Source organism: Agrobacterium sp. 5Ca39 (assembly GCF_055382365.1).
Genome location: NZ_AP026437.1, coordinates 754,166 through 775,210, shown reverse-complemented (window position 1 = coordinate 775,210; position 21,045 = coordinate 754,166). Strand labels below are relative to the sequence as shown.

Below are 21,045 nucleotides of genomic sequence, written 5' to 3'. Positions count from 1 at the left end.
CATGCCTATGTCACGCGGCGCGGAGATCTGCGCCGAGCGGAATTTCGACGTCGATCTCGAGAATCGAGAAATGTTCGTCGCGATCCATCTTCACGTGCACACGGTCGCCGTCGATCTGTACATGCTTGGCAATGACGCCGAGAATTTCTTCCCGCAGGATGGCGACAAGATCAGAGCCCGATGAGGCCCGCTCATGGGCGAGCAGCACTTGCAGGCGCTCACGCGCAAGCGGTGCCGACTTCTGTTTGCGAAAAAGATTGAAGAGACTCATGCAGCCCTCCTTGCGAAGATCTTGGAGAAGATGCCACGCTTTTCGCCCGGAATAACCACCGGAATATCTTCCCCCGATAGGCGGCGGGCAGCGTCGAAATAGGCCATGGCCGGCGCGCAACGGGCATCTGCGAGCGTGACCGGCGCACCGACGTTGGAGGCGCGCAGCACATCCGAACTCTCGGGAATGATGCCAATCAACGGGATCGACAGGATTTCGAGAACGTCGTCGACCTTCAGCATATCACCCCGCTCCGCACGCGCAGAATCATAGCGGGTAATGAGAAGGTGTTTTTCCATGCGCTCGCCGCGCTCGGCCTTCAGCGTCTTTGAATCGAGCAGGCCGATGATGCGGTCGCTGTCGCGCACCGAGGAGACTTCAGGATTGGTAACGACCACAGCCACATCTGCATGGCGCATGGCCAGCGTCGCGCCGCGCTCGATGCCGGCGGGGCTGTCGCAGATCACCCAGTCGAAGTGCTTCTTCAACTCGTTGATAACCCATTCGACACCTTCCGGCGTCAGATTGTCCTTGTCCCGCGTCTGCGAGGCGGGCAGCAGGAACAGCGTCTCCAGGCGCTTGTCGCGGATCAGCGCCTGCGTCAGCTTGGCATCGCCCTGAATAACGTTGACGAGATCGTAGACCACGCGGCGTTCAGCACCCATGACGAGATCGAGGTTGCGCAGACCGACATCGAAATCGACAACCACGACCTTCTCTTTATTCTGCGCCAATGCGGCGCCAAGCGCTGCGGTCGAGGTGGTCTTGCCGACCCCGCCCTTGCCGGAAGTTACAACGACTACCTTCCCCATATGGCTCTCTCCTGTTCGTGCGTGTTTATCTGTTATCAGCCGAGTTTTGCGGCCTTGATCGTATCGTCTTCCAGCCAGAGCTGAACGGGTTGCCCGCGCAGCTTGTCGTCAATGTCCTCAGCCACCTTGTAGACGCCGTCGATTGCCAGAAGCTCGGCCTCCAGCTTGCGGCAGAAGATGCGCGCAGAGACATTGCCGAGCGAACCGGCCATGGCCCGCCCGCGAAGCGCGCCATAAACATGGATCGAACCGCCAGCGATGATCTCCGCCCCCGAGGCGACCGAGCCGATGACGGTCACGTCACCTTCGGGAAACATGATCGACTGGCCGGAGCGCACGGGCTCGTTGATGACGAGCGACTGCACGACGGCGCGGATTTCACCCGATGTACGGGGCTTTTCCTCCGGCAATTCGGCAACCACGGCGACCGGCTCGACCTCGACATCGGAAGCCGGCTTTCCGCCCTTCAGCGATGGGGGCATGCCCGGCTCGATCATCGAGGGACGAACGCCCTCGATGCCCATGATGCCGACATTGCGCTCCCTGAGCGCCGCCAGCAGGTCCTTCAGACCCGCCTTGTCGAGCGACAGTTCCGAAACATCGAGGACCACCGGCCGCGACAGGAAGAAGCCCGCCGAACGCGCCGCGAGATCATCGAGCCTTTCCAGCCATTGAGCGACCGGAGCTTCGGGGGACAGGACGACTGCGAGGAAGGAGCGGCCTTTGATGCGGATGGAACGCTGGTCTGTTAGCACTTTGGTCATCTTGGTAAACAAATCGTTGACAATTAGGTACCTCGAATATGGTTAACAAATAGTTAACGCCACCCTCAAGAGAGGGAAATCGTTAAGAAAATTCCGCTTTCGAAACTCTCATGCAGAACCTTCAATAACATCTGTTATCCCTTTGAATCCGGTACCTTCCCTGGCATATGAAGGCAAAGGATAACAGCGCATCCTTGCTGCAGGCTGACTCCGGGTGTGGCTCTGTTCACCGCCGCCCTGCCTGCCGACGACCTCGACTCGCGTGAGTCTGACCGCCTCCGATTCCGGGACAACATCTCCCACCCGCAGCAGATGACCATCGGCCCTTGGCGGCCGAAAAACGATTCCGTTATGCCTGACAATACTGTAGAGACAGGCGAGGCCGACAGTTCAACGGAAGAATGATATGCACAGCAAAGTCCCGCCGCAAAAGCAGATTTTTTCGCAACAGTTTGCGGCCTTCCTGTTCGACATGGATGGCACACTCGTCAATTCGATCGCCGTCGTCGAGCGCGTATGGCGGGAGTGGGCAGTGGCGAATGGCATCGAGCCGAATGCCTTCCTGCAGCGCATTCACGGCATGCGAGCTTCGGAAGTTATCCGCCGTGAGGCCATTCCGGGTCTCGACGTGGATGAGCAGGCCGAAATGATCCTTCGTGCAGAGATGGATGATGTGGATGGCATTGTTCAGATACCGGGCGCCGGCGCTTTCCTACAGTCGCTGCCGGCGGGCAAGTGGGCTATCGTGACGTCGGCCGTACGTGAACTGGCTGAACGCCGGCTCGCTGCGGCGGGCATTGCACCGCCGCCTGTCATGATCTGTGCGGAAGACGTGGTGAACGGCAAACCCGATCCTGAAGGCTATCGAAAAGCGGCCGAAAAGCTCGGCGTATCACCGCAAGACTGCATTGTCTTCGAGGACGCCCCCGCCGGCATCCAGGCGGGGGAAAACATGGGGGCGTCAGTGGTGGTCATCAACGCCACCCATTTGCATCCTATCGAGACGCCACACCTTTCCATTGGCGGCTATGGTGAGGTGAATGTAATTATCGACGGTAAAGACGGCCTGAAGCTGGCGACGGGCAGGGGCTGAAAAGCCTGCCCTCAAAGGGAAAGAAGCGATCGCTTGCCAGCCGATGTCGCGAACTGCTGGCAAGCCATCGCGCCCCGACATCATCCAAAACATTGAGAGAGGCAAAGTTTGCGACTTTGCCGTCGTTCTCCACCCAAGGAATCCGGCTGCCCGGCCAGCTCGCGGACAGAATGAGGAAATGGCAGAACCCCCGGGAGCCAGAGCCCCGGGGAGCGTGACAATACCGCCCCGCTGAGCCTCCTGACGACCTCCGTATATTTTTCATTAACGTCTAATTGACAGCGTCGCCCAAATGCGCCCTAATGAAATTGGTAAGACAATCTTACCGCTTGCGCGATTGGGGGAGACTTTCGCGCTGGGAGGACATCATGTTTGTGGCTCTTGAGCCGCGCCGCCTTTACCGGCTGGTTGCGGAACAAATTCGCTTGCTCATCGAAAGCGGGGAACTGACGGACGGTCAGCGCCTGCCGGCGGAACGCGACCTTGCGGAACGCTTCGGCGTATCACGCCCCACGGTGCGGGAAGCGCTTATCGTTCTTGAAGTGGAAGGCCATATCCATATTCGCATGGGTTCGGGCGTTTATGTAAACGCAACCGGCAAACAGGGGAAAGAAAAGCCAACAGTGCCGGATGCGCATGGGCCTTTCGAAATCCTGCAGGCGCGTTGCATCATCGAAAGCGCTATCGCGGAGGAAGCCGCACGGCTCGCCACGCCGGAATGCATCGTCAAACTGGATGACATCATCGAGCGCATGGCCGGCGCACTCGACAATTCACCGCAGGCGCTCAATCTCGACCGGGCCTTTCACACCGCCATCGCCGACATCATCGGCAACTCGGCGCTCAACCGCTTTACCGGCCTGATCTATGACGAGCGCAGCCTGTCACCCTTTTTCGAAAAGCTCGCCAGCTATTTCGAAGGTCCGCACACCTGGAACCTCGCCGTGCAGGAACACCGGGTCATCCGCGACGCCATTGCCGCGAACGATCCGGAAGGTGCCCGGGAGGCGATGCGGCAGCATCTGACGCTGTCGCAGAAGAGATTTTCCGAAAGTTTCGGGGAGGAAACGCTCGGAGAAGAATAACCGCCGCCACAACCGGCGACGGGAAAAACGGAAATCTGGCTTTAATTCGGGAGGAGTTAAGAATGAAAATCAGATTGTCGACTTTGATGGGCGCAACAGCGGCCATCCTGCTCTCGGCGCTTGCGGCGCAGGCGCAGACCGCACTGAAATGGGCACATGTCTACGAGACCTCAGAGCCGTTCCATACGGATTCGGTCTGGGCCGCGGAAGAGATCGCCAAGCGCACCGATGGCCGCTACAAGATCGATGTCTTTCCGGCCTCGCAGCTCGGCAAGGAAGCCGATATCAATCAGGGCCTGAAGATCGGCACGGTTGATATCATCATTTCCGGGTCGAGCTTTGCCGCGCGTGACTTCAAGCCGATCGGCGTCACCTATTTCCCTTACATCTTCCGCGATCCGAGCCATCTGATCGCCTATACCAAAAGCGATATCTTCAAGCGGCTCGCCAAGGGTTACGAAGACAAGACCGGCAACCATATCGCTGCCGTCAGCTATTACGGCACACGCCACACAACATCGAACAAGCCGATTGCCACCTGCGCCGACATGGGCGGGCTGAAAATGCGCGTGCCTGATGTTCCCGCCTATCTCGCCATGCCACGCGCCTGCGGCGCGAACACCACGCCGATTGCCTTCGCGGAAGTCTATCTGGCGCTCCAGAATGGCACCGTCGATGCGCAGGAAAACCCGCTGACAACCATCGAGGCAAAGAAGTTCTTCGAAGTGCAGAAGAACATCGTCCTGACAGGCCATATCGTCGACCACCTCAACACGGTGATCTCGAAGAACCTGTGGTCCAAGCTCTCAGATGAAGACAAGAAAATCTTCACCGAAGTCATGCAGCAGGCCGCCGAGCGCACCACCAAGACCATCGAAGGCCGCGAGAAAAGCCTCGTCGAGGACTTCAAGAAGCGCGGCCTGACCGTCGCCGAAGTCGACAAGGCCGACTTCGAGAAGAACGTCCTCGAAAAAGTGAAGTTCGAGGATTTCGGTTACGACAAGGCCGACTGGGAAGCCATTCGCGCCGTCAAGTGAAGCAAGATCCGGTGCGGCCCTCTTGCCGCACCGCCCTTTCTCTCCAGACGGGATATCTCAATGTCGCAGGAAATTCATACTCAGGTCACGCCTGAGGAACTCGCCCATACGTTCGACGAGGCGCCGCCGGAGGTCGATCTCAAGGTTTATTCATTCGAAGACTGGGTCACGCTTGGCCTCTTCTGGCTGATGACAGGTTGCGTGTTCCTCCAGTTCTTCACCCGCTACGTACTCAATGACAGCTACGCCTGGACGGAAGAAATCGCCGTCAACTGCCTGATCGGCGTCGTCTTTTTAGGTTCGGTCATGTGCGTGCGCATGTCGCGCCACATCCAGGTGGATGTGCTTTATCACTACGTGCCGCCGCAGGTGGCCCGCGCCATGTCGATCCTCGTCGATGTGCTGCGGATCCTGTTCTTCGCCTACACCTCTTGGCTGATGTGGCGCTACATGGAAATCGTCGCGGATGAGGAGATGGTCACCGTGGCCCTACCGCGCAGCATCGTCTTTTATACGGTTCTGGCCGCTTTCGTTCTGATGTTCTTCCGGTCGGTACAGGTCTTCATCGCCAATATGCAGCGTGGTTATTCCGTGCTGGAGCGGCCCGAAGAATTCCAGAGCGCGGGGGATTGATCGCATGCTGCTTCTCATCGGCTCCTTTCTTCTCCTGATGGTGATCGGCCTGCCAGTCGCCATTTCCATGGCCTCGGCTTCTCTGCTCTACATCGTGTTTTATAATGTCGCGCCCGATATCATAGCGGCGCAGCGCCTGATCGCGGGTGTGGAAAGCTTCCCGCTGTTGGCCGTGCCATTTTTCATCCTTGCCGGCAACCTGATGAATACGGCAGGCGTGACAGGACGTATCTATTCCTTCGCCGTCGCGCTCGTCGGCTGGATGAAGGGTGGTCTCGCCCAGGTCAACATCATCGGTTCGGTGATCTTTTCCGGCATGTCGGGCACCGCGCTTGCAGATGCGGCCGGTATCGGCACCATCGAGATCAAGGCCATGAAGGACCACGGTTATCCGGTCGAAGCGGCCGTCGGCGTCACTGCCGCTTCCGCAACGCTCGGCCCGATCTTCCCGCCATCGCTGCCCTTCGTCATCTACGGCATGATGGCTAATGTCTCGATTGGCGCGCTGTTCATGGCCGGCATCGTTCCGGGCGTCGTCATGACGCTTCTGATGATGATCACGGTTGCCGTGTTCGCCTATATCAAGGGCTGGGGCTCAGATACGCCGTTTAACCTCAGAACCATTTTCGGCGCGTCACTGGAAGTCCTTATCGTCATGATGGTGCCACTCGGCATCTACATCCTCACGGCGCTCGGCCTTTCCCTCAACCTGTCGATCCTGATCGTACTGGTCATCCTGCTCGCCTGCGACTGGTATTTCGACTTCTCCGCCGTGATGGCGCTGATGACGCCCGTGATCCTGATCGGCGGCATGACCATGGGCTGGTTCACACCGACGGAGGCAGCCGTCGCCGCCGTGCTCTGGTCGCTGTTTCTCGGCCTCGTCCGCTATCGCACGATGACCTTCAAGACGCTGGCGAAATCGACCTTCGACACGATCGAAACCACCGCATCGGTGCTCTTCATCGTCGCGGCGGCCTCGGTCTTCGCATGGCTGCTGACCGTCAGCCAGGCAGCGCAGCTCCTGTCGGCGGCGATCCTGACGATCACGGACAGCAAGTGGATTTTCCTTGTGCTGGTCAATCTCCTGATGCTGTTCGTGGGCTGCTTCCTCGATACGATTGCGGCCATCACCATCCTCGTGCCGATCCTTCTGCCGCTCGTGCTGCAGTTTCATATCGATCCGGTGCATTTCGGCCTCATCATCACGCTCAACCTGATGATCGGTCTGCTGCATCCGCCGCTCGGCATGGTGCTGTTCGTGCTCTCGCGCGTGGCGAAACTCTCCGTCGAACGCACGACCATGGCCATCCTGCCCTGGCTGGTGCCGCTATTCGTGGCGCTGCTGTTGATCACGTTCGTTCCGGCAATCACCCTGTGGCTGCCGACCGAAATGGGCCTGATCCGCTGACGAGGCACCCTGCCCGCGCGGTTCGCTGCGCGGGATCATCATTCCATATCAAGACATGAGGGCATGGTCATGCAGACCCGCGTGGCACGTCTATACGGCGAGAAGGACATTCGCGTCGAAACAGAGAATCTCGCTGAGCCGGGACCCGGCGAGGTGCTGCTCGCCATGGCAGCGGGTGGCATCTGCGGCTCCGATCTCCATTATTTTCAAGATGGCGGTTTTGGCCCGGTCAGGGTGCGCGAACCAATCATCTCCGGGCATGAGGCATCCGGCCATGTGCGGGCGCTGGGGAAAGGCGTCAGCGGGCTCGCCATCGGCCAGCTCGTCGCCGTTAATCCCTCGCAACCCTGTGGCCATTGCCAGTTCTGCCTGAAGGGCCAGCCGATCCATTGCCTCGACATGCGCTTCATGGGCAGCGCCATGCGCCTGCCGCACGAACAGGGCATGTTTCGCGACCGGCTGGTGGTTCCCGCCAAACAATGCGCGACATTTTCGGAGGCGACCTCGCCCGCGGAGGCTGCCTGCACCGAACCGCTCGCCGTCTGCCTGCACGCCGTGATTCAGGCCGGCGACCTTAGAGGGGCAAAAGTGCTTGTGACCGGGGCGGGACCTATTGGCCTTCTCACCATCGCAGCTGCCCGCCACGCGGGAGCAGGCGTCATCGTCGCTACGGATCTTACCGATGCAGCCTTGCAACGCACGCCGGCCATGGGTGCTGATCGCTCAATCAACGCTGCAACAGATGCCGATGCCCTTCTGCCGTATCAGGAGAACAAAGGCTACTTCGACGTCATCTTCGACTGCTCGGCAGCAGCCCCTGCGCTTCGTACCGCCTTTGCCTGCGTGCGCCCGCGCGGCACGATCGTACAGGTCGGCGTCACCGGCGACATCACCATTCCGCTCAATGCGCTGGTGGGTAAGGAAATCCTCTGGCGCGGTTCGCAGCGTTTCCACGACGAATTCACCATCGCCGCCGGGCTGATCTCAACGCGCAAGATCGATGTGCGGCCGATCATTTCCCACAGCTTCCCGCTTGATGAGGCGAAGGCCGCATTCGAGCAGGCCGGAGACCGCTCCACCGCCTGCAAGGTGCAACTGACTTTTTCCGCAGACGGAATTTTTGAGGACGAAAGATGAGACATACATGGCGCTGGTTCGGCCCGGTCGACAAGGTCACGGTTCAGGATGCGGCTCAGGCGGGTGCGGAAGGCATTGTCAGCGCGTTGCACCACATCGCCACCGGCGATGTCTGGCCGGTGGACGAAATAACCAGGCGGCATGAGGCCATCAAAGCCGGCGGGCTTTATTGGGACGTGGTGGAAAGCGTGCCCGTCTCCGAGTCCATCAAGACCCAGACGGGCGACTGGAAAACCCATATCGCCAACTGGCAGGAAACGCTGCGCCGCCTCTCGGCGTCAGGCATCCGCACTGTCTGTTACAACTTCATGCCCGTGCTGGACTGGACCCGCACTGACCTGCGCTGGGAAACGAAACACGGCGCGAAAGCGATGCGCTTCGACCTCACCGATTTCGCTGCCTTTGATATTCACATTCTCAAGCGCCCGGACGCGACGCGGGATTATCCTGACTGGTTGCTGGAGGATGCGGCAAAGCGGTTCACCGAGATGCCCGACACAAAAATCATCGCGCTATCGCGCAATATCGGTGCTGGCCTGCCCGGCTCGGCGGATGGTTATACCCTGCCGGAACTCATCGAAAAGCTGCGTTCCTACCATGGCGTTAATCGCGAAAGGCTGCAGCAGAACCTGATCGACTTTCTCTCCGAGGTGACGCCGGTTGCCGAAGACGTCGGCATCAACATCTGCGCCCATGGCGATGATCCGCCCTGGCCGCTTCTCGGCCTGCCGCGTATTCTTTCAACGGAGGCGGATTACGCCCATATGCTGTCGCAGGTCGACAGCCGCGCCAACGGCGTCACGCTCTGCACCGGCTCTCTCGGTGCGCGTGCGGATAACGACCTGCCCTTTATCGCCAGCCGTTTTGCAGATCGAATCCATTTCGTGCACCTGCGCAACGTGACGCGCGACACGGACACCGTGCCCTGCTCCTTCTTCGAGGACGAACATCTGGAAGGCGGAACCGACATGGTCGCCGTCATTGCCGCCCTGATCACCGAAGAAGCCCGTCGACGCGCCGAGGGCCGTGAAGACCACACCATTCCGATGCGGCCGGATCACGGGCAGGAAATTCTTGACGACCTGACGCGCGGCGCGCAGCCCGGTTATCCCGCCATCGGCAGGCTGAAGGGGCTGGCGGAACTGCGCGGCATCGAGCGGACGCTGTCACACAGCCGCTTCGGTCTCGCGAATGGGAATGGCTAATCGGAACTGACCGCAGGGGATGTGTCAGCCTGCGGCCATCTTCGCCCGAAACATGAGATAGGAATAGGCGGCCAATCCGCCGGCAACAGCCCCAACGGCCTTCACGGCTGCGTCGGTCAGATGCGGATGGCGTGTCGGCGACAGGAATTGCAGCGCCTCGATGCCAAAAGCCGCAACAATGCCCGCGACGATGATGGCAAGCCAGTAACGCGGATAGGCGAGCACGAAGGCGGCCGAACAGAGGGCGAAGGCACCTGCGCGGTCAATGCCGACCGTCGTCAATGTGTGGGGCCTCAGCCCAATGGGGCTGACAGTCACGATTACAATCAACAGAAGAAGCGACCAGGCAACATATTTCGGAAATCTGTTTGTCATCATGGCGTCACATTAGAGCGTCGTGTGCGTAAACGGAAGCAGGTCTTTTTCACGCTTCGCCCAATTAATCACACTTTTTGGTCAGATAGTTGAAAAACCGGCTTTCGCTCAGGCCCTACACGGGCTAAGGCAGAAGGCAACCGGGCGAGGATCGCGGCTGATGGCGCTTGCGCTGTCGCCTTTCGGTGCAACGTCACGGTGTCGGGTGGGTTTTCCACACAGGATCAGTTTTCAGGGAAGAGCACAATGAGTTTCAAGCCGCACGGCAAACATCTGGTTGCAGGAGAATGGGTCGCAACGGAAGCAAAATTCCGCAGCGAGCCTGCACATGGCGAAGCTTTCGATTTTTCGGTCGGCACCGTCGATCTGGTGAATGCCGCCTGTGAGGCAGCTGAAGAAGCCTTCTGGAGCTACGGTTACACCACCCGCGAAGAGCGCGCCGCATTCCTCGACACCATTGCCGACGAGATCGAAGCCCGCGCCGACGCCATTACCGAAATCGGCTCGTCCGAGACCGGCCTGCCCGCAGGACGTTTGCAGGGCGAACGCGGCCGCACCGTCGGCCAGCTCCGCCTGTTCGCCTCGCACATCCGCAAGGGTGACTATCTCGACCGCCGCCATGACGAAGCACTGCCGGATCGCCAGCCGCTGCCGCGCCCGGATATCCGCCTGATGCAGCGTCCGATCGGCCCTGTCGCCGTTTTCGGCGCGTCGAACTTCCCGCTCGCCTTCTCCACGGCCGGTGGTGACACCGCTGCGGCTCTGGCTGCCGGTTGCCCTGTTGTCGTCAAGGGTCACTCCGCCCATCCCGGCACCGGTGAAATCGTTGCCGAAGCGGTTCTTGCCGCCGTCAAGAAGCACAATCTGCATCCCGGCGTCTTCTCGCTGATCCAGGGTGGCCGCCGCGATGTCGGTTCCGCGCTCGTGCAGCATCCGCGCATCAAGGCGGTCGGCTTCACCGGTTCGCTCGCTGGCGGTCGTGCGCTGTTCGATCTCTGCGCCCAGCGCCCCGAGCCGATCCCCTTCTTCGGCGAACTGGGTTCGGTCAACCCGATGTTCCTGCTGCCGGAAGCCGTTGCCGCCCGTGGTGAAGCCATCGCCAAGGGCTGGGCGGGTTCGCTGACCATGGGTGCGGGCCAGTTCTGCACCAACCCCGGCATCGCCGTCATCCTCTCCGAGCAGGCGGATGCGGTTGCTGAAACCGCACGCGCCGCTCTTTCCGAAGTTGGCCCGCAGGTCATGCTGACAGACGGTATCGCCGCTGCCTATCGCGATGGCCGTGATCGTATCGCTGCCGGCAACGGCGTGCGCGACGTGCTGACCACCACCTGCAACCTGCGCAATGCAACGCCTTACCTGTTCCGCGTTTCGGGCAAGGACTGGGTTGCCAACCATGCGCTTGCTGAAGAAGTCTTCGGACCCCTTGGCCTGATCGTGACTGTTGATAGCACCGAAGAAATGCTTGAGGTTGCCAAGAGCTTCGAAGGCCAGCTGACGGCGACATTGCATCTCGATGCAGGCGACGCCGAACTCGCCCGCAAGCTGCTGCCGATCTTGGAACGCAAGGCGGGCCGCGTTCTCGCCAACGGTTTCCCGACCGGCGTGGAAGTTTCCGAAGCCATGGTTCACGGTGGCCCCTACCCGGCCTCCACGAACTTCGGCGCAACCTCTGTCGGCACCATGTCGATCCGCCGCTTCATGCGCCCGGTTTCCTATCAGAACATTCCCTCGGACGTTCTGCCGGAAGACATTCGCTAATAAAAGAGGGGAGGCGCTCACACGCCTCCCTGTTCTTCGTCTGACCCGTAGTCTCAGGCAGACTGCACGGCCTGTATCTTCTCGATACCCCCAACAATGCCGGCGAAATCCTGCCAGACGCCCTGAGCGCCCTTGCGCCACCCATCCAGCGCTTCCGGCTGCAGCACCTTGCCACCCTTGGACAACGCAAGCTCAACGGACTTCGTTTCATCTTCAACGATCAGCTGGTTGAAGTACTTCGCGCCTTCGCTGGAAGCCTCCGACAGCACCTTCTTTTCTTCGTCATCCAGCTGGTTCCAGAAGGTCGCGCCATAATAAACGACGCCTGAAGCCCAGATGTGGCCGGTCTCCGTTAGATAAGGCACGACCTCGTATAGCTTGAAGCCGGCATAGGCGGACTTGGTAAGATCCATGGCATCGGCCACGCCTGTGGCCAGCGCATTATAGGTCTCGGTGATCGGAATACCGACCGGCGTGGTGCCGAAGGCGCTCCACAGCTTGGTGTGCAGCGGGCTCTGGATGACGCGGATCTTCTTGCCTTCCAGCTGCTCGGGCCGTGTTACCGGTTCCTTGGTCAGCAGATGGCGCGCGCCGTAATTGATGAAATCGGCAGCGATGAATTGCTGGGCGGCAAGCTTCGTCTTCAACTCGTTGCCAGTCTCGCCGGTTACCACCTTGCGCACGTGCTCCCCATCACGGAACAGGAAGGGCAGATCGAGGATCTGCAATTCCGGCACCCAGCCTGAAAGCGAGGAAACGGTTGAAAGACTGGCCTGAACCGATCCCAGCCGAATATTCTCCGCCACTTCCTTTTCGCCGCCCAGCGCACCGCTCTTTACGATATTGAACCGGAAGCGACCGGGCAGCTTCGCTTCCATCAGTTCACTGATCTTCACCCAGATTTTCGTCTCCGGCTTGTCGTCAGCGAAAAGCGACGCAACGGTGAGGCTGCGGGTTCTGGCACTAGCCGTGCGCACGAAGGCCGGTGCGGCGAGCGTTGCCGCGCCGAGAGCGGAGAGTTTGAGGAGATGACGACGGTCGATAATAGTCATGAATAAAGCCCCGGATTAGAAGAAAATGGCCCAGACGCACAGAATGGCGAGGGAAACGAGAAGGGAGAGGAGATAGGGAACGACGGCCCGGAAAAGGGCTGTCGCCGGAATGCGGGTGACGCCGCTCACCACAAAGATCAGCATGCCGAGCGGCGGTGTCAGGCCGTGGATCATGAGATTGACCACGAGAATGACACCGAAATGGATGGGATCGATACCGGCTGCCACGGCAGCGGGCAGAAGGATCGGCCCGAACAGCAGGATGGCAGCACCGATATCAAGCACAAGACCGACCACGAGCAGAATAAGGTTGGACAGCAGAAGCACCGCGATCTTGCTGCCACCGAGCAATGTCACGAAGTCGGTGACAAGACCGGAGACATTATCGACCGCCAGGAGAAAGGCGAAGGGGCCAGCCGTGCCGATCAGAAGGCCGATCGCAGCTGCTTCACCGGCCGATTGGCGGAAGGTTGTAAAAATGCGGCGCGCGCCCAGCCGGTATCCGAAGCCGAGAAACAGCGTGTAAAGCGCTGCAAGCGCTGCGGCTTCCGTGGTCGTGACGACGCCAATGCGGATGCCGACCACCACGATGACGCCAAGACCGAAGGCAGGTATCGCAGCCACGGCCGAGCGCCACCGCTCAGAGCCCGTAGCGCGAGGCAGGGTATCAACGCTGCGCACGCTGAAATGGATCGCCACCGCCAGGCAGACCGCCATCAACCCGCCCGCAAAGAATCCGCCGACCAGCAGCGACCCGACGGAAAGGTTGGTGGCCGTTGCGAGGATGAGAAATGCGATGGAGGGCGGAATGACGTTGTCCAGCACGGACGTGGCGGCGATGATCGCACCCGCCTGCGCGGGTGGATAACCATGCTTGACGAGTTCCGGCTGGAAGGTGGAGGCGCCGAAGGCGGCATTGGCGACTGAAGAACCGGATGCGCCGGAAAACAGCACGCTGGTTAGAAGCGTCGTCTGCGCCAGCCCCGCCCGTCGGTGGCCGACCATGGAGGCGGCAAAACGGACGAGCTGGTTTGCGACGCCCGATTCCGTCAGCAGACTTCCCGCCAGCAGGAAGAAGGGGATGGCGAGCAGCAGGAATTTCGACATGCCTGTGACCGTCGAGGAAACGATGGCCGGCTCCGGCAAAGTACTGCCGAAGGCAATCGCCACATAGGCGGCGGCGAGGAAGGCATGGGCAAGCGGCGCGGCCAGAACCAGCCCCACGGCTGCCGTAAGCGCCAGAAACAGGCTCGGCGGCAGGGTCGTATCGACGAAAATTTCCGGCAGGCCCACATAGGAAACAACAGCAATGACGACGGAGAGCAGAACAGCAAACGCCTTGCCTTCACTGACGCGCTGAAGCGCGAGATAAACAAAAATCAGTGCACCACCCGCACCGAGAAAACCGAAACGCACCCATTCCGGCAGACCAAGCGTCGGGGACGTCCCGCCCAGCATTGCCGCAATTTCTACCCCGCCGAAGGCGAGTATGAGCGCGGCAACGAACGAGAAAGCATCGGCCAGGACTTCCGTGGCAGCATGGAAACGTTCCGGCAGGAAGCGCACAAAAACATCGAGCCGCATCGCAAGCGCGCTTTTGAGACTGAGAGGCGCGCCGACAGCGATCATCGCGACATTAAGCCAGATGCCCAGATCTTCCGCGCCGATGAAGCCGGTGTGAAACAGATAACGCAGGGTCACATTGACCAGAACCACCACGAGCAGCGTGGCAAGGATTGCTGCCGCGACCGCACCGAGTACCTTGTCCAGAATGGCCAGCAGCCGCCCTGCCACACGCTGCGGGCCGATGCGCCCTCGTGCCGATGTCGTTACGGGACTCGCCATCATGTCTTTCTTCTCCACTCCCGAAGCCATGCTCATGAGGCCTTGGCCGAGAGGTCACGGTCGAACAATGTCGACCACGTGAATTGTTTTGCCGCCGAAACCTCACGCGATACGTCAAGACGCGGAAGCACCTTTTCCCCGAAACGGAAGGCTTCTTCCAGCAATGGCATGCCGGAAAGGATAAAGGTGTTCACGCCCGCCTTCTTATAGGCCTCCAGCGTGCGGATGACAGTATCCGGCGAGCCGACGATAGCTGTTCCCGGACCTGGACGAACGAGACCGATGCCGGCCCAGAGATTTGGCGCTATTTCAAGATCGCGCAGGTTCTCCGGCTTCTGGCCGCCATGCATCGCCGTCATGCGCTGCTGGCCGACGGAATCGGTCTTGCCGACGAAACGCTGGTTGGCGGCAATCGCTGCCTCATCCATGCGCCGGTAGAGATCGGCGGCGGCAGCCCAGGCCTCTTCATCCGTATCGCGCACGATAACATAAAGGCGAATACCGTATTCCAGTTCTCGACCGAGCTTTTCCGCCCGCGCCTTGACGAGATCGACCTTCGCGCCAATCTGATCAGGCGTTTCGCCCCACGAGAGATAGGTCTCGACATGTTTGGCCGCAACGTCGATGGCCTTGTCCGAAGAGCCGCCAAACCACAGCGGCGGCGGCTCGATGCCCTGCCCCACCGGCAGAGCGAGCTTTGCGCCCTGCGTCTGGAAATAATGCCCGTTGAAATCCACCGTTTCGCCGGCGAAAAGCCGGTGCCAGATTTGCAGATATTCATCCGCCATCTCGTAACGCTCGTCATGCGGCATGGTCATGCCATAGGCGCCGAGCATCTTCGCATCGCCCGAGACGACATTGATAAGCAGGCGCCCGCGCGAAAACTCCTGAAGCGTTGCCGCCATCTTGCCAAGCAGCGTTGGCGCGATCAGGCCCGGATGAATGGCGACCAGCAGCTTCAGCCGCTCGGTATAGGAAAGAAGCGCACCCGCCAGAACCCAGACGTCATGCGCGCCGGTGGCAAACAGCGCCCCGGTATAACCGAGCTGGTCGTAAGCGAGCGCCAGTTGCTTGTAATAACCGAGATCGACCCTGCGGGAGCCTTCCGGCTGCCAGGGATAGGCGCCGTCGGGGGCGCACATGTACCAGAAAACATTCATCTGTCGCCTCCCGCGCTGGCTGCCTGCTGAACCATGCTCTGTCCGGTGTGAACCGGTAAGGAAAAATGGCCGTGCCTGTAAAGCGTATCGGCCTCCTCCTGCTGTTCGGCAAGAATATTTTGAGTGGCAGGCACGACTGAAAGATCGCGAGAGCGCAATACCTTTGCCCAGGACGAAGCGTCGCCTTCGCTGCCAGGTTCGGCGGCGAGCAGCGCAGCCGCCTGCTCTACATTAGCCATAACGGCGCGGCCGACGCGGTCCAGTTCAGCCGCAATCGCTTGCCTCGTTTCAGGCGCAAGAGCGTGACGATCCAGCGTCCAGAACAGCGAACGGTTGGGAATGGTGGAGCCGCAGCGAACCAAAAGTCTGATTTCTTCATGGGTCAGAGCCTTTTCCAGCCGCGGCGACATCGTCACCCAGGCATCGACGCGACCTTCCACGAGGTCCCTCAGGCTGTCACTGTCGCCGCTTTCTATCCGGCTGACATCCGAGAGGCCAAGCCCCGCTCCTTCCAGGCTGCGCGCCAGAAGATAGGTATGAAACGATCCGTCGATCAGGGATATGCGTTTTCCCGAGAGATCGGCGGCGGAACGGATCGGGCTGTCGCGCCGCACGAGGATCGCGCCATTGGCCGGCCTCGGTGCGGAGGCGGCAATATAGACCGCCGAGAGCCCTCGCGCATCCGCCTCGATGGGCGGTGTCGACCCAGTGCCGCCGAAATGTATTTCACCCTTTTCCAGAAGCGCCGCGGTATCGCGCCCTTCTCTATAGGGCACGAATTCAGGCTCGAATGCCTTAAAAGAACCGGGCCAGAGCCGGGCGAGCCGCAAATGCAGATTGTTGGGATGGACCCCGATTTTCATGTCGACACCTCATTTCACAATCAATCTACTTTTTTATAGAGTGTTTTCGAGAAACGTTTTGGCGATCCCCGGGCGGAAAGCGAAAGAGAAATCTACTAATCCTGTAGATTTTAAAAAATGCCTGATTGATCTGGGATGAGGCTTATCAAACCATTGAAATTTATCGCCACACAATTTACTTTTTTATAGTTTGAAAAATGGGCCTCTTCAGTCGTGACCAAACCGGTTTCCAATCTCATCTGCCGCAGCGTGGTTGAAGCAAGCGAGCTCCTGAAGCTTGTGGCCAATGCCAACCGTCTGGCCATCGTCTGTTACCTCATGGAAACGGAAGCCTCCGTTTCCGCGCTTGAATATGAACTCGGCATCCAGCAGCCGACGCTTTCACAGCAGCTGGCCGAACTGCGCGATGCGGGGGTCATCGAAGGCACGCGGGAGGGCAAGGCGGTGATCTATCGTGTTACCGATCCGCGTATTGTCCAGTTGGTTCTGACATTACGCGGCCTCTATGCTGATCTTTCCGATGTGACCGGCAAGAAAGGCAGGCGCGCTTTGCCGCTGGATGAGGCAATGTTCGACTAACATGATCGACCTTTACACCTGGATCACGCCGAACGGCCTCAAAATCTCGATTGCGCTGGAAGAACTTGGCCTGCCCTATGTCAGCCATGCCATAGATATCGAAAAAGGCGAACAGTTCTCGGCCGAGTACATTCGCATCAACCCTGGCTCCAAAATCCCTGCAATCGTCGATCAAGACAATGGCACCGTTTTAACAGAGTCCAACGCAATCCTGATCTATCTCGCGGAGAAAGCCGGACGGCTCATGCCCGTCTCTGCCGCGGCACGGCTTACAGTCACCGAGTGGCTGATGTGGCAGGCCGCCAACTTCGGCCCGACACTCGGTTACGCCCATTATTTCCTGACGTACAATACAGGAAAGGCACCCTTCGCCGAGACACGTTTCGCCTCGGATACCGAACGCCTCTACCGGACGCTGAATGACCGCTTGGCAGAGCGCGGGTTCGTCGCCGGCGATTTTTCAATAGCCGATATCGCCATCTGGCCATGGGTTTCGCGTTTCGCCCGTCATAAAATCGATCTCGCTGATTTTCCCTCAGTAAACCGCTGGTATCGCCAGCTTGGACAGCGCGAAACCTTCCAGCGCGGTTATCGCGTGCCATTTGTGACATCTGACGTTCCGGGACTTTGATCGCTTAGCTGGCGACAAGATGGCCGGGTGAGACTTCGCGATATTCCCGCGGCTTCACGGAATAATCGACTGAGCGGATAGGGCTTTTCAACTCGTCATTGGCGGCACCGCGACGCGTGTTTCTGCGGTCCGGGTCCGGCACCGGCACGGCCGCCATCAGCTTGCGGGTATAGTCATGTTGCGGATTGTCGAAGACAGCCGCACGCGGGCCGATTTCGACGATCTCGCCGAGATACATCACCGCCACCCGGTGGCTGACGCGCTCCACCACCGCCATGTCATGGCTGATGAAGAGAAAGGCGAGATCGAGGCTCTGCTGCAAGTCCAGCATCAGGTTGATGACCTGCGCCTTGATGGAGACATCCAGCGCCGAAACGCTCTCATCAGCGACGATCACCTTGGGCTGGAGTGCCAGCGCGCGGGCGATGCAGATGCGCTGCCGCTGACCGCCGGAAAACTCGTGCGGGTAACGCGCCGCCATATCGGGCGAGAGCCCGACCTTTTCCAGCATGTCGGCCACCACATCCTTCGCCTCGCGGGCGCTGCCCATACGGTGTTCCAGAAAAGGTTCGGCGATCGCCGCGCCCACCGTCATGCGCGGATTGAGTGAGGCAAAGGGATCCTGAAAGATCATCTGCACCGTCTTGCGCATCTCTCGCATGCCTGACTTGTCGAGGGCGAGAATATTCTCGCCGTTCACCACCACGGAACCTGCATCCGGCTCAATGAGCCGCATGATAGCGCGACCGGTGGTCGACTTGCCGCAGCCGCTTTCGCCCACCAGTGACAACGTCTCCCCGGCCCTTAGATCGAAGGACACGTTTTCCACCGCATGCACGCGGCCGCTGAGCCGCCCCAAGAGACCGGAGTGGATATCGAAGCGCTTGGTCAGCCCCTCAACTTTGAGCACCGGCTGGGCTGCGGCATTGACGGTATCGGCCGGACGCGCCGGTTCCTGCGTTTCTCCCGTGGTGGTGTTGACAATGGGAAACCGCAGCGGCCTTTCCTCGCCCGTCATGGAACCGAGAACCGGAACCGCGGACAACAGTGCACGCGTGTAGGGATGTTTACCGCGATGGAAAATATCCGCGGTCGCGCCGACTTCCACCTGCTCGCCACGATACATGACGACCGTGCGATCGGCGATCTCAGCCACCACGCCCATGTCATGGGTGATGAACAGGACGGAGGTACCTTCCTCTTCCTGAAGTGTCTTGATGAGATCGAGAATCTGGCCCTGAATGGTGACGTCAAGCGCCGTCGTCGGCTCATCCGCGATCAGCAGCTTCGGTTTGGAGGCAAGCGCCATCGCGATCATCACGCGCTGGCGCATGCCGCCGGAAAACCGATGTGGATATTCATCGAAACGCGAGGCGGCGGAGGGTATGCGGACTTTTTCGAGCAGGCGGATCGTCTCCGCTCGCGCTTCCGCTTTCGACATGGGCTGGTGGCACAGAAGAGCCTCGGAAATCTGGTCGCCGATGGTGAAGAGCGGATTGAGACTGGTCATCGGCTCCTGAAATATCATGGCGACTTCATTGCCCCGGACCTGCCGCATGGCGTCTTCGGAAAGTGACAGTAGGTTGCGACCGCCGAGCAGAATTTTGCCCTCGACCCTGCTGCTTTCCCGATCCAGGAGCCGCATGATGGAGAGCGATGTCACGCTTTTGCCCGAACCGCTTTCACCGACGATCGCCACCGTCTCGCCCGGCCCGACATCAAAGGAAATATCACGCACCACCGGTTTCCAACCGCCATCCACGTGAAAGGACGTGGTGAGGTTGCGGACGGAAAGCACGGCATCTTTTGCACCAAGCGGTACTGCCTGCGGCATGGTCATGATCGTTCCCTTCTTTTCTTCTCGTTTGAATTCAGGCACGGCGTCACGGCCTGTTTCTTCTCCCCGTCGGAGAGAAGGTGGCCCGAAGGGTCGGATGAGGGGGCGACGTTCACGATAGATCGCACCCCTGCCCCTCATCCCGCTGCCGCGACCTTCTCCCCGGCGGGGAGAAGAAACTCGCGGCACCCGCTCGTTCGATATGCAGTCGTTATTAGTCCGGCCAGTGCAGCATGCCGTCGAAACGGTGGCGGCTGCGGTCTTCGAACGGTGTCGCAATTACCTCGTTGGAGGCGCGTGCCTTGTCCAGTTCCTCCGCCAGACGGGACGCAACGATAGTCTCCTGGCCGGGATGCAGATTGCAAGGGTCGAGATAGAAATAGCGATGTTCCACCTCGTGATCGCGGGTGATGATCGGCGGGTTACCCTTGGCCAGCGCCGTCGTCAGGTCCCATGCCGTGATATGCGCATCTTCGGCATTGATGATAACGCGCAGCCGGTCGAGCGGGTTGTTGGTCGGGTCGGGCTCGATCAACGCCGTCACGCCCGGCCGTCCATCCAGCGTCCTTTTCCACAGGTTGAGATAACCGGTTTCCCGTTCGCGGATGCCGGCATGGTCGCGCTTTTCCCAGGCCTCAAGCGCCGCCATGACACCATAGATACTTTCCTTGCCGACTTTCATGCCGCGGCCGATGCCCATATTCTGAAGGAAAGCATGACGCACCAGTTCCTTCTTACCCGCGACGATGCCCGAGGTGGGTCCGCCGAGGAACTTGTGGCCGGAATAGAGCACGACATCCGCACCCGTGGCCAAAAACAGCTTCAGGTCGTATTCGGAAGCGGCATCGACAATGACAGGGACACCCTTGGCGTGGGCGATCTCGACGAATTCGGAAAGACGCAGCAGACCGTAATCCACCACATGATGCGAGACGACATAGACAGCGGCAGCCGTCTTTTCGGTGATGGCGTTTTCCATATGGAAACGGTGGGTCGATGTTGCCTGCCCGATCAGCACCACCTTGCCGCCGCCGAGCCGGATGGCCTGATCCACCGGCGCGCCATAACTCACCACATGCCCCATCTGCACCAGCACTTCGTTCTTCTGAGGCGCAACATCGGGCAGCTTTTCGATGGCCAGCAGATTATTGCCGGTAATGGCGCCCGCCACCGCAAGGCTGATGCCGGAGGAGCAGGACGCCGTCACGAAACCGGCCTCGCCGCCCGTCAGCCTTGCAATGATCGCGCTTGCCTTGCGCTGCAGATCGTTGATCTCGACAAATTGCGGCAGGATGGCCGCCATAGCTTCAACCGCTTCCGGAACGACGATGGAAGCGCCGAGCGAGGTCATGGTGCCCGAGACGTTGATGACCGGGCGAAGGCCGATCCTGCTTCTAATATCCTCGGTCATGTCTTTCTCCTGTCTTTGCGATGCGATGGGCATCGACATATATGCCATAATAATGTAATAGCTTCTCAAAATCGATGAGGAGCCAA

At 59.9% G+C, this 21,045-nt stretch carries 20 protein-coding genes; 10 read left to right on the top strand and 10 right to left on the bottom strand.

Annotated elements, in window-relative coordinates:
* Positions 1-10: 10 nt before the first annotated feature.
* Genes minE through minC form a run of 3 tightly spaced genes read right to left on the bottom strand, consistent with a single transcriptional unit; the run spans position 11 to position 1,847 of the window.
* Entirely contained in the window at positions 11-271 is a 261-nt protein-coding gene (minE, locus tag ACZ47E_RS17300) for a cell division topological specificity factor MinE (RefSeq protein WP_004438814.1), read from the bottom strand.
* Positions 268-1,083 (bottom strand): septum site-determining protein MinD, encoded by an 816-nt coding sequence (gene minD / locus ACZ47E_RS17295; protein ID WP_004438810.1) that lies wholly within the window; start codon positions 1,081-1,083, stop codon positions 268-270. Before minD ends, minE begins: the two co-directional genes overlap by 4 nt.
* A gap of 35 nt (positions 1,084-1,118) precedes the next feature.
* Complete coding sequence (gene minC, locus ACZ47E_RS17290) at positions 1,119-1,847, bottom strand: septum site-determining protein MinC (protein WP_022563707.1); 729 nt, start codon at positions 1,845-1,847, stop codon at positions 1,119-1,121.
* 406 nt (positions 1,848-2,253) lie between these two features.
* Here minC and ACZ47E_RS17285 point away from each other — a divergent pair, with 406 nt between their 5' ends.
* The 7 genes from ACZ47E_RS17285 to uxuA all read left to right on the top strand — a co-directional run bounded on the left by ACZ47E_RS17285 (position 2,254) and on the right by uxuA (position 9,448).
* Complete coding sequence (locus ACZ47E_RS17285; RefSeq protein ID WP_045534486.1) at positions 2,254-2,940, top strand: HAD family hydrolase; 687 nt, start codon at positions 2,254-2,256, stop codon at positions 2,938-2,940.
* A 368-nt stretch (positions 2,941-3,308) separates the two neighbouring features.
* Positions 3,309-4,025, top strand: a complete 717-nt coding sequence (locus ACZ47E_RS17280; RefSeq protein ID WP_004438798.1) for a FadR/GntR family transcriptional regulator — start codon at positions 3,309-3,311, stop codon at positions 4,023-4,025.
* 62 nt (positions 4,026-4,087) lie between these two features.
* Complete coding sequence (locus tag ACZ47E_RS17275) at positions 4,088-5,062, top strand: sialic acid TRAP transporter substrate-binding protein SiaP (protein ID WP_004438795.1); 975 nt, start codon at positions 4,088-4,090, stop codon at positions 5,060-5,062.
* Between the two features lie 60 nt (positions 5,063-5,122).
* Positions 5,123-5,695: a TRAP transporter small permease gene (locus tag ACZ47E_RS17270; protein ID WP_035208172.1), complete on the top strand. Its 573-nt coding sequence runs from the start codon at positions 5,123-5,125 to the stop codon at positions 5,693-5,695.
* A gap of 4 nt (positions 5,696-5,699) precedes the next feature.
* Entirely contained in the window at positions 5,700-7,106 is a 1,407-nt protein-coding gene (locus ACZ47E_RS17265; protein WP_112765381.1) for a TRAP transporter large permease, read from the top strand.
* A gap of 69 nt (positions 7,107-7,175) precedes the next feature.
* Positions 7,176-8,243 carry an L-idonate 5-dehydrogenase gene (locus ACZ47E_RS17260; protein ID WP_112765418.1) on the top strand — a complete coding sequence of 356 codons (1,068 nt, stop codon included), beginning with the start codon at positions 7,176-7,178 and terminating at the stop codon, positions 8,241-8,243.
* Positions 8,240-9,448 carry a mannonate dehydratase gene (gene uxuA / locus ACZ47E_RS17255; RefSeq protein ID WP_112765382.1) on the top strand — a complete coding sequence of 403 codons (1,209 nt, stop codon included), beginning with the start codon at positions 8,240-8,242 and terminating at the stop codon, positions 9,446-9,448. Before ACZ47E_RS17260 ends, uxuA begins: the two co-directional genes overlap by 4 nt.
* A gap of 24 nt (positions 9,449-9,472) precedes the next feature.
* Here uxuA and ACZ47E_RS17250 read toward each other — a convergent pair whose 3' ends face one another.
* Positions 9,473-9,826 carry an antibiotic resistance protein VanZ gene (locus ACZ47E_RS17250; protein ID WP_112765383.1) on the bottom strand — a complete coding sequence of 118 codons (354 nt, stop codon included), beginning with the start codon at positions 9,824-9,826 and terminating at the stop codon, positions 9,473-9,475.
* 243 nt (positions 9,827-10,069) lie between these two features.
* Here ACZ47E_RS17250 and ACZ47E_RS17245 point away from each other — a divergent pair, with 243 nt between their 5' ends.
* Positions 10,070-11,581 carry an aldehyde dehydrogenase (NADP(+)) gene (locus tag ACZ47E_RS17245; RefSeq protein ID WP_112765384.1) on the top strand — a complete coding sequence of 504 codons (1,512 nt, stop codon included), beginning with the start codon at positions 10,070-10,072 and terminating at the stop codon, positions 11,579-11,581.
* A 53-nt stretch (positions 11,582-11,634) separates the two neighbouring features.
* Here ACZ47E_RS17245 and ACZ47E_RS17240 read toward each other — a convergent pair whose 3' ends face one another.
* Genes ACZ47E_RS17240 through ACZ47E_RS17225 form a run of 4 tightly spaced genes read right to left on the bottom strand, consistent with a single transcriptional unit; the run spans position 11,635 to position 16,501 of the window.
* Positions 11,635-12,633, bottom strand: a complete 999-nt coding sequence (locus tag ACZ47E_RS17240) for a TRAP transporter substrate-binding protein (protein ID WP_045534491.1) — start codon at positions 12,631-12,633, stop codon at positions 11,635-11,637.
* Positions 12,634-12,648: 15 nt separating this feature from the next.
* Complete coding sequence (locus ACZ47E_RS17235; RefSeq protein WP_045534493.1) at positions 12,649-14,481, bottom strand: TRAP transporter large permease; 1,833 nt, start codon at positions 14,479-14,481, stop codon at positions 12,649-12,651.
* A gap of 29 nt (positions 14,482-14,510) precedes the next feature.
* The gene (locus ACZ47E_RS17230) at positions 14,511-15,638 is read right to left on the bottom strand and encodes an LLM class flavin-dependent oxidoreductase (RefSeq protein WP_022563695.1); all 1,128 of its coding nucleotides are present in this window, start codon (positions 15,636-15,638) and stop codon (positions 14,511-14,513) included.
* Complete coding sequence (locus ACZ47E_RS17225) at positions 15,635-16,501, bottom strand: ABC transporter substrate-binding protein (protein ID WP_112765385.1); 867 nt, start codon at positions 16,499-16,501, stop codon at positions 15,635-15,637. Before ACZ47E_RS17225 ends, ACZ47E_RS17230 begins: the two co-directional genes overlap by 4 nt.
* Positions 16,502-16,714: 213 nt before the next feature.
* On the opposite strand from ACZ47E_RS17225, the gene ACZ47E_RS17220 reads away from it, so the two are divergent.
* A complete protein-coding gene (locus ACZ47E_RS17220; protein WP_004438767.1) occupies positions 16,715-17,080 on the top strand; it encodes an ArsR/SmtB family transcription factor in 366 nt (121 codons plus the stop codon).
* Position 17,081: 1 nt separating this feature from the next.
* Positions 17,082-17,711 (top strand): glutathione S-transferase family protein, encoded by a 630-nt coding sequence (locus tag ACZ47E_RS17215; RefSeq protein ID WP_022563693.1) that lies wholly within the window; start codon positions 17,082-17,084, stop codon positions 17,709-17,711.
* A 4-nt stretch (positions 17,712-17,715) separates the two neighbouring features.
* Here ACZ47E_RS17215 and ACZ47E_RS17210 read toward each other — a convergent pair whose 3' ends face one another.
* Together ACZ47E_RS17210 and ACZ47E_RS17205 are read right to left on the bottom strand one after the other, a co-directional pair.
* Positions 17,716-19,551 (bottom strand): ABC transporter ATP-binding protein, encoded by a 1,836-nt coding sequence (locus tag ACZ47E_RS17210; RefSeq protein ID WP_045534550.1) that lies wholly within the window; start codon positions 19,549-19,551, stop codon positions 17,716-17,718.
* 211 nt (positions 19,552-19,762) lie between these two features.
* Entirely contained in the window at positions 19,763-20,959 is a 1,197-nt protein-coding gene (locus tag ACZ47E_RS17205; RefSeq protein WP_022563691.1) for an aminotransferase class V-fold PLP-dependent enzyme, read from the bottom strand.
* Positions 20,960-21,045 lie beyond the last annotated feature (86 nt).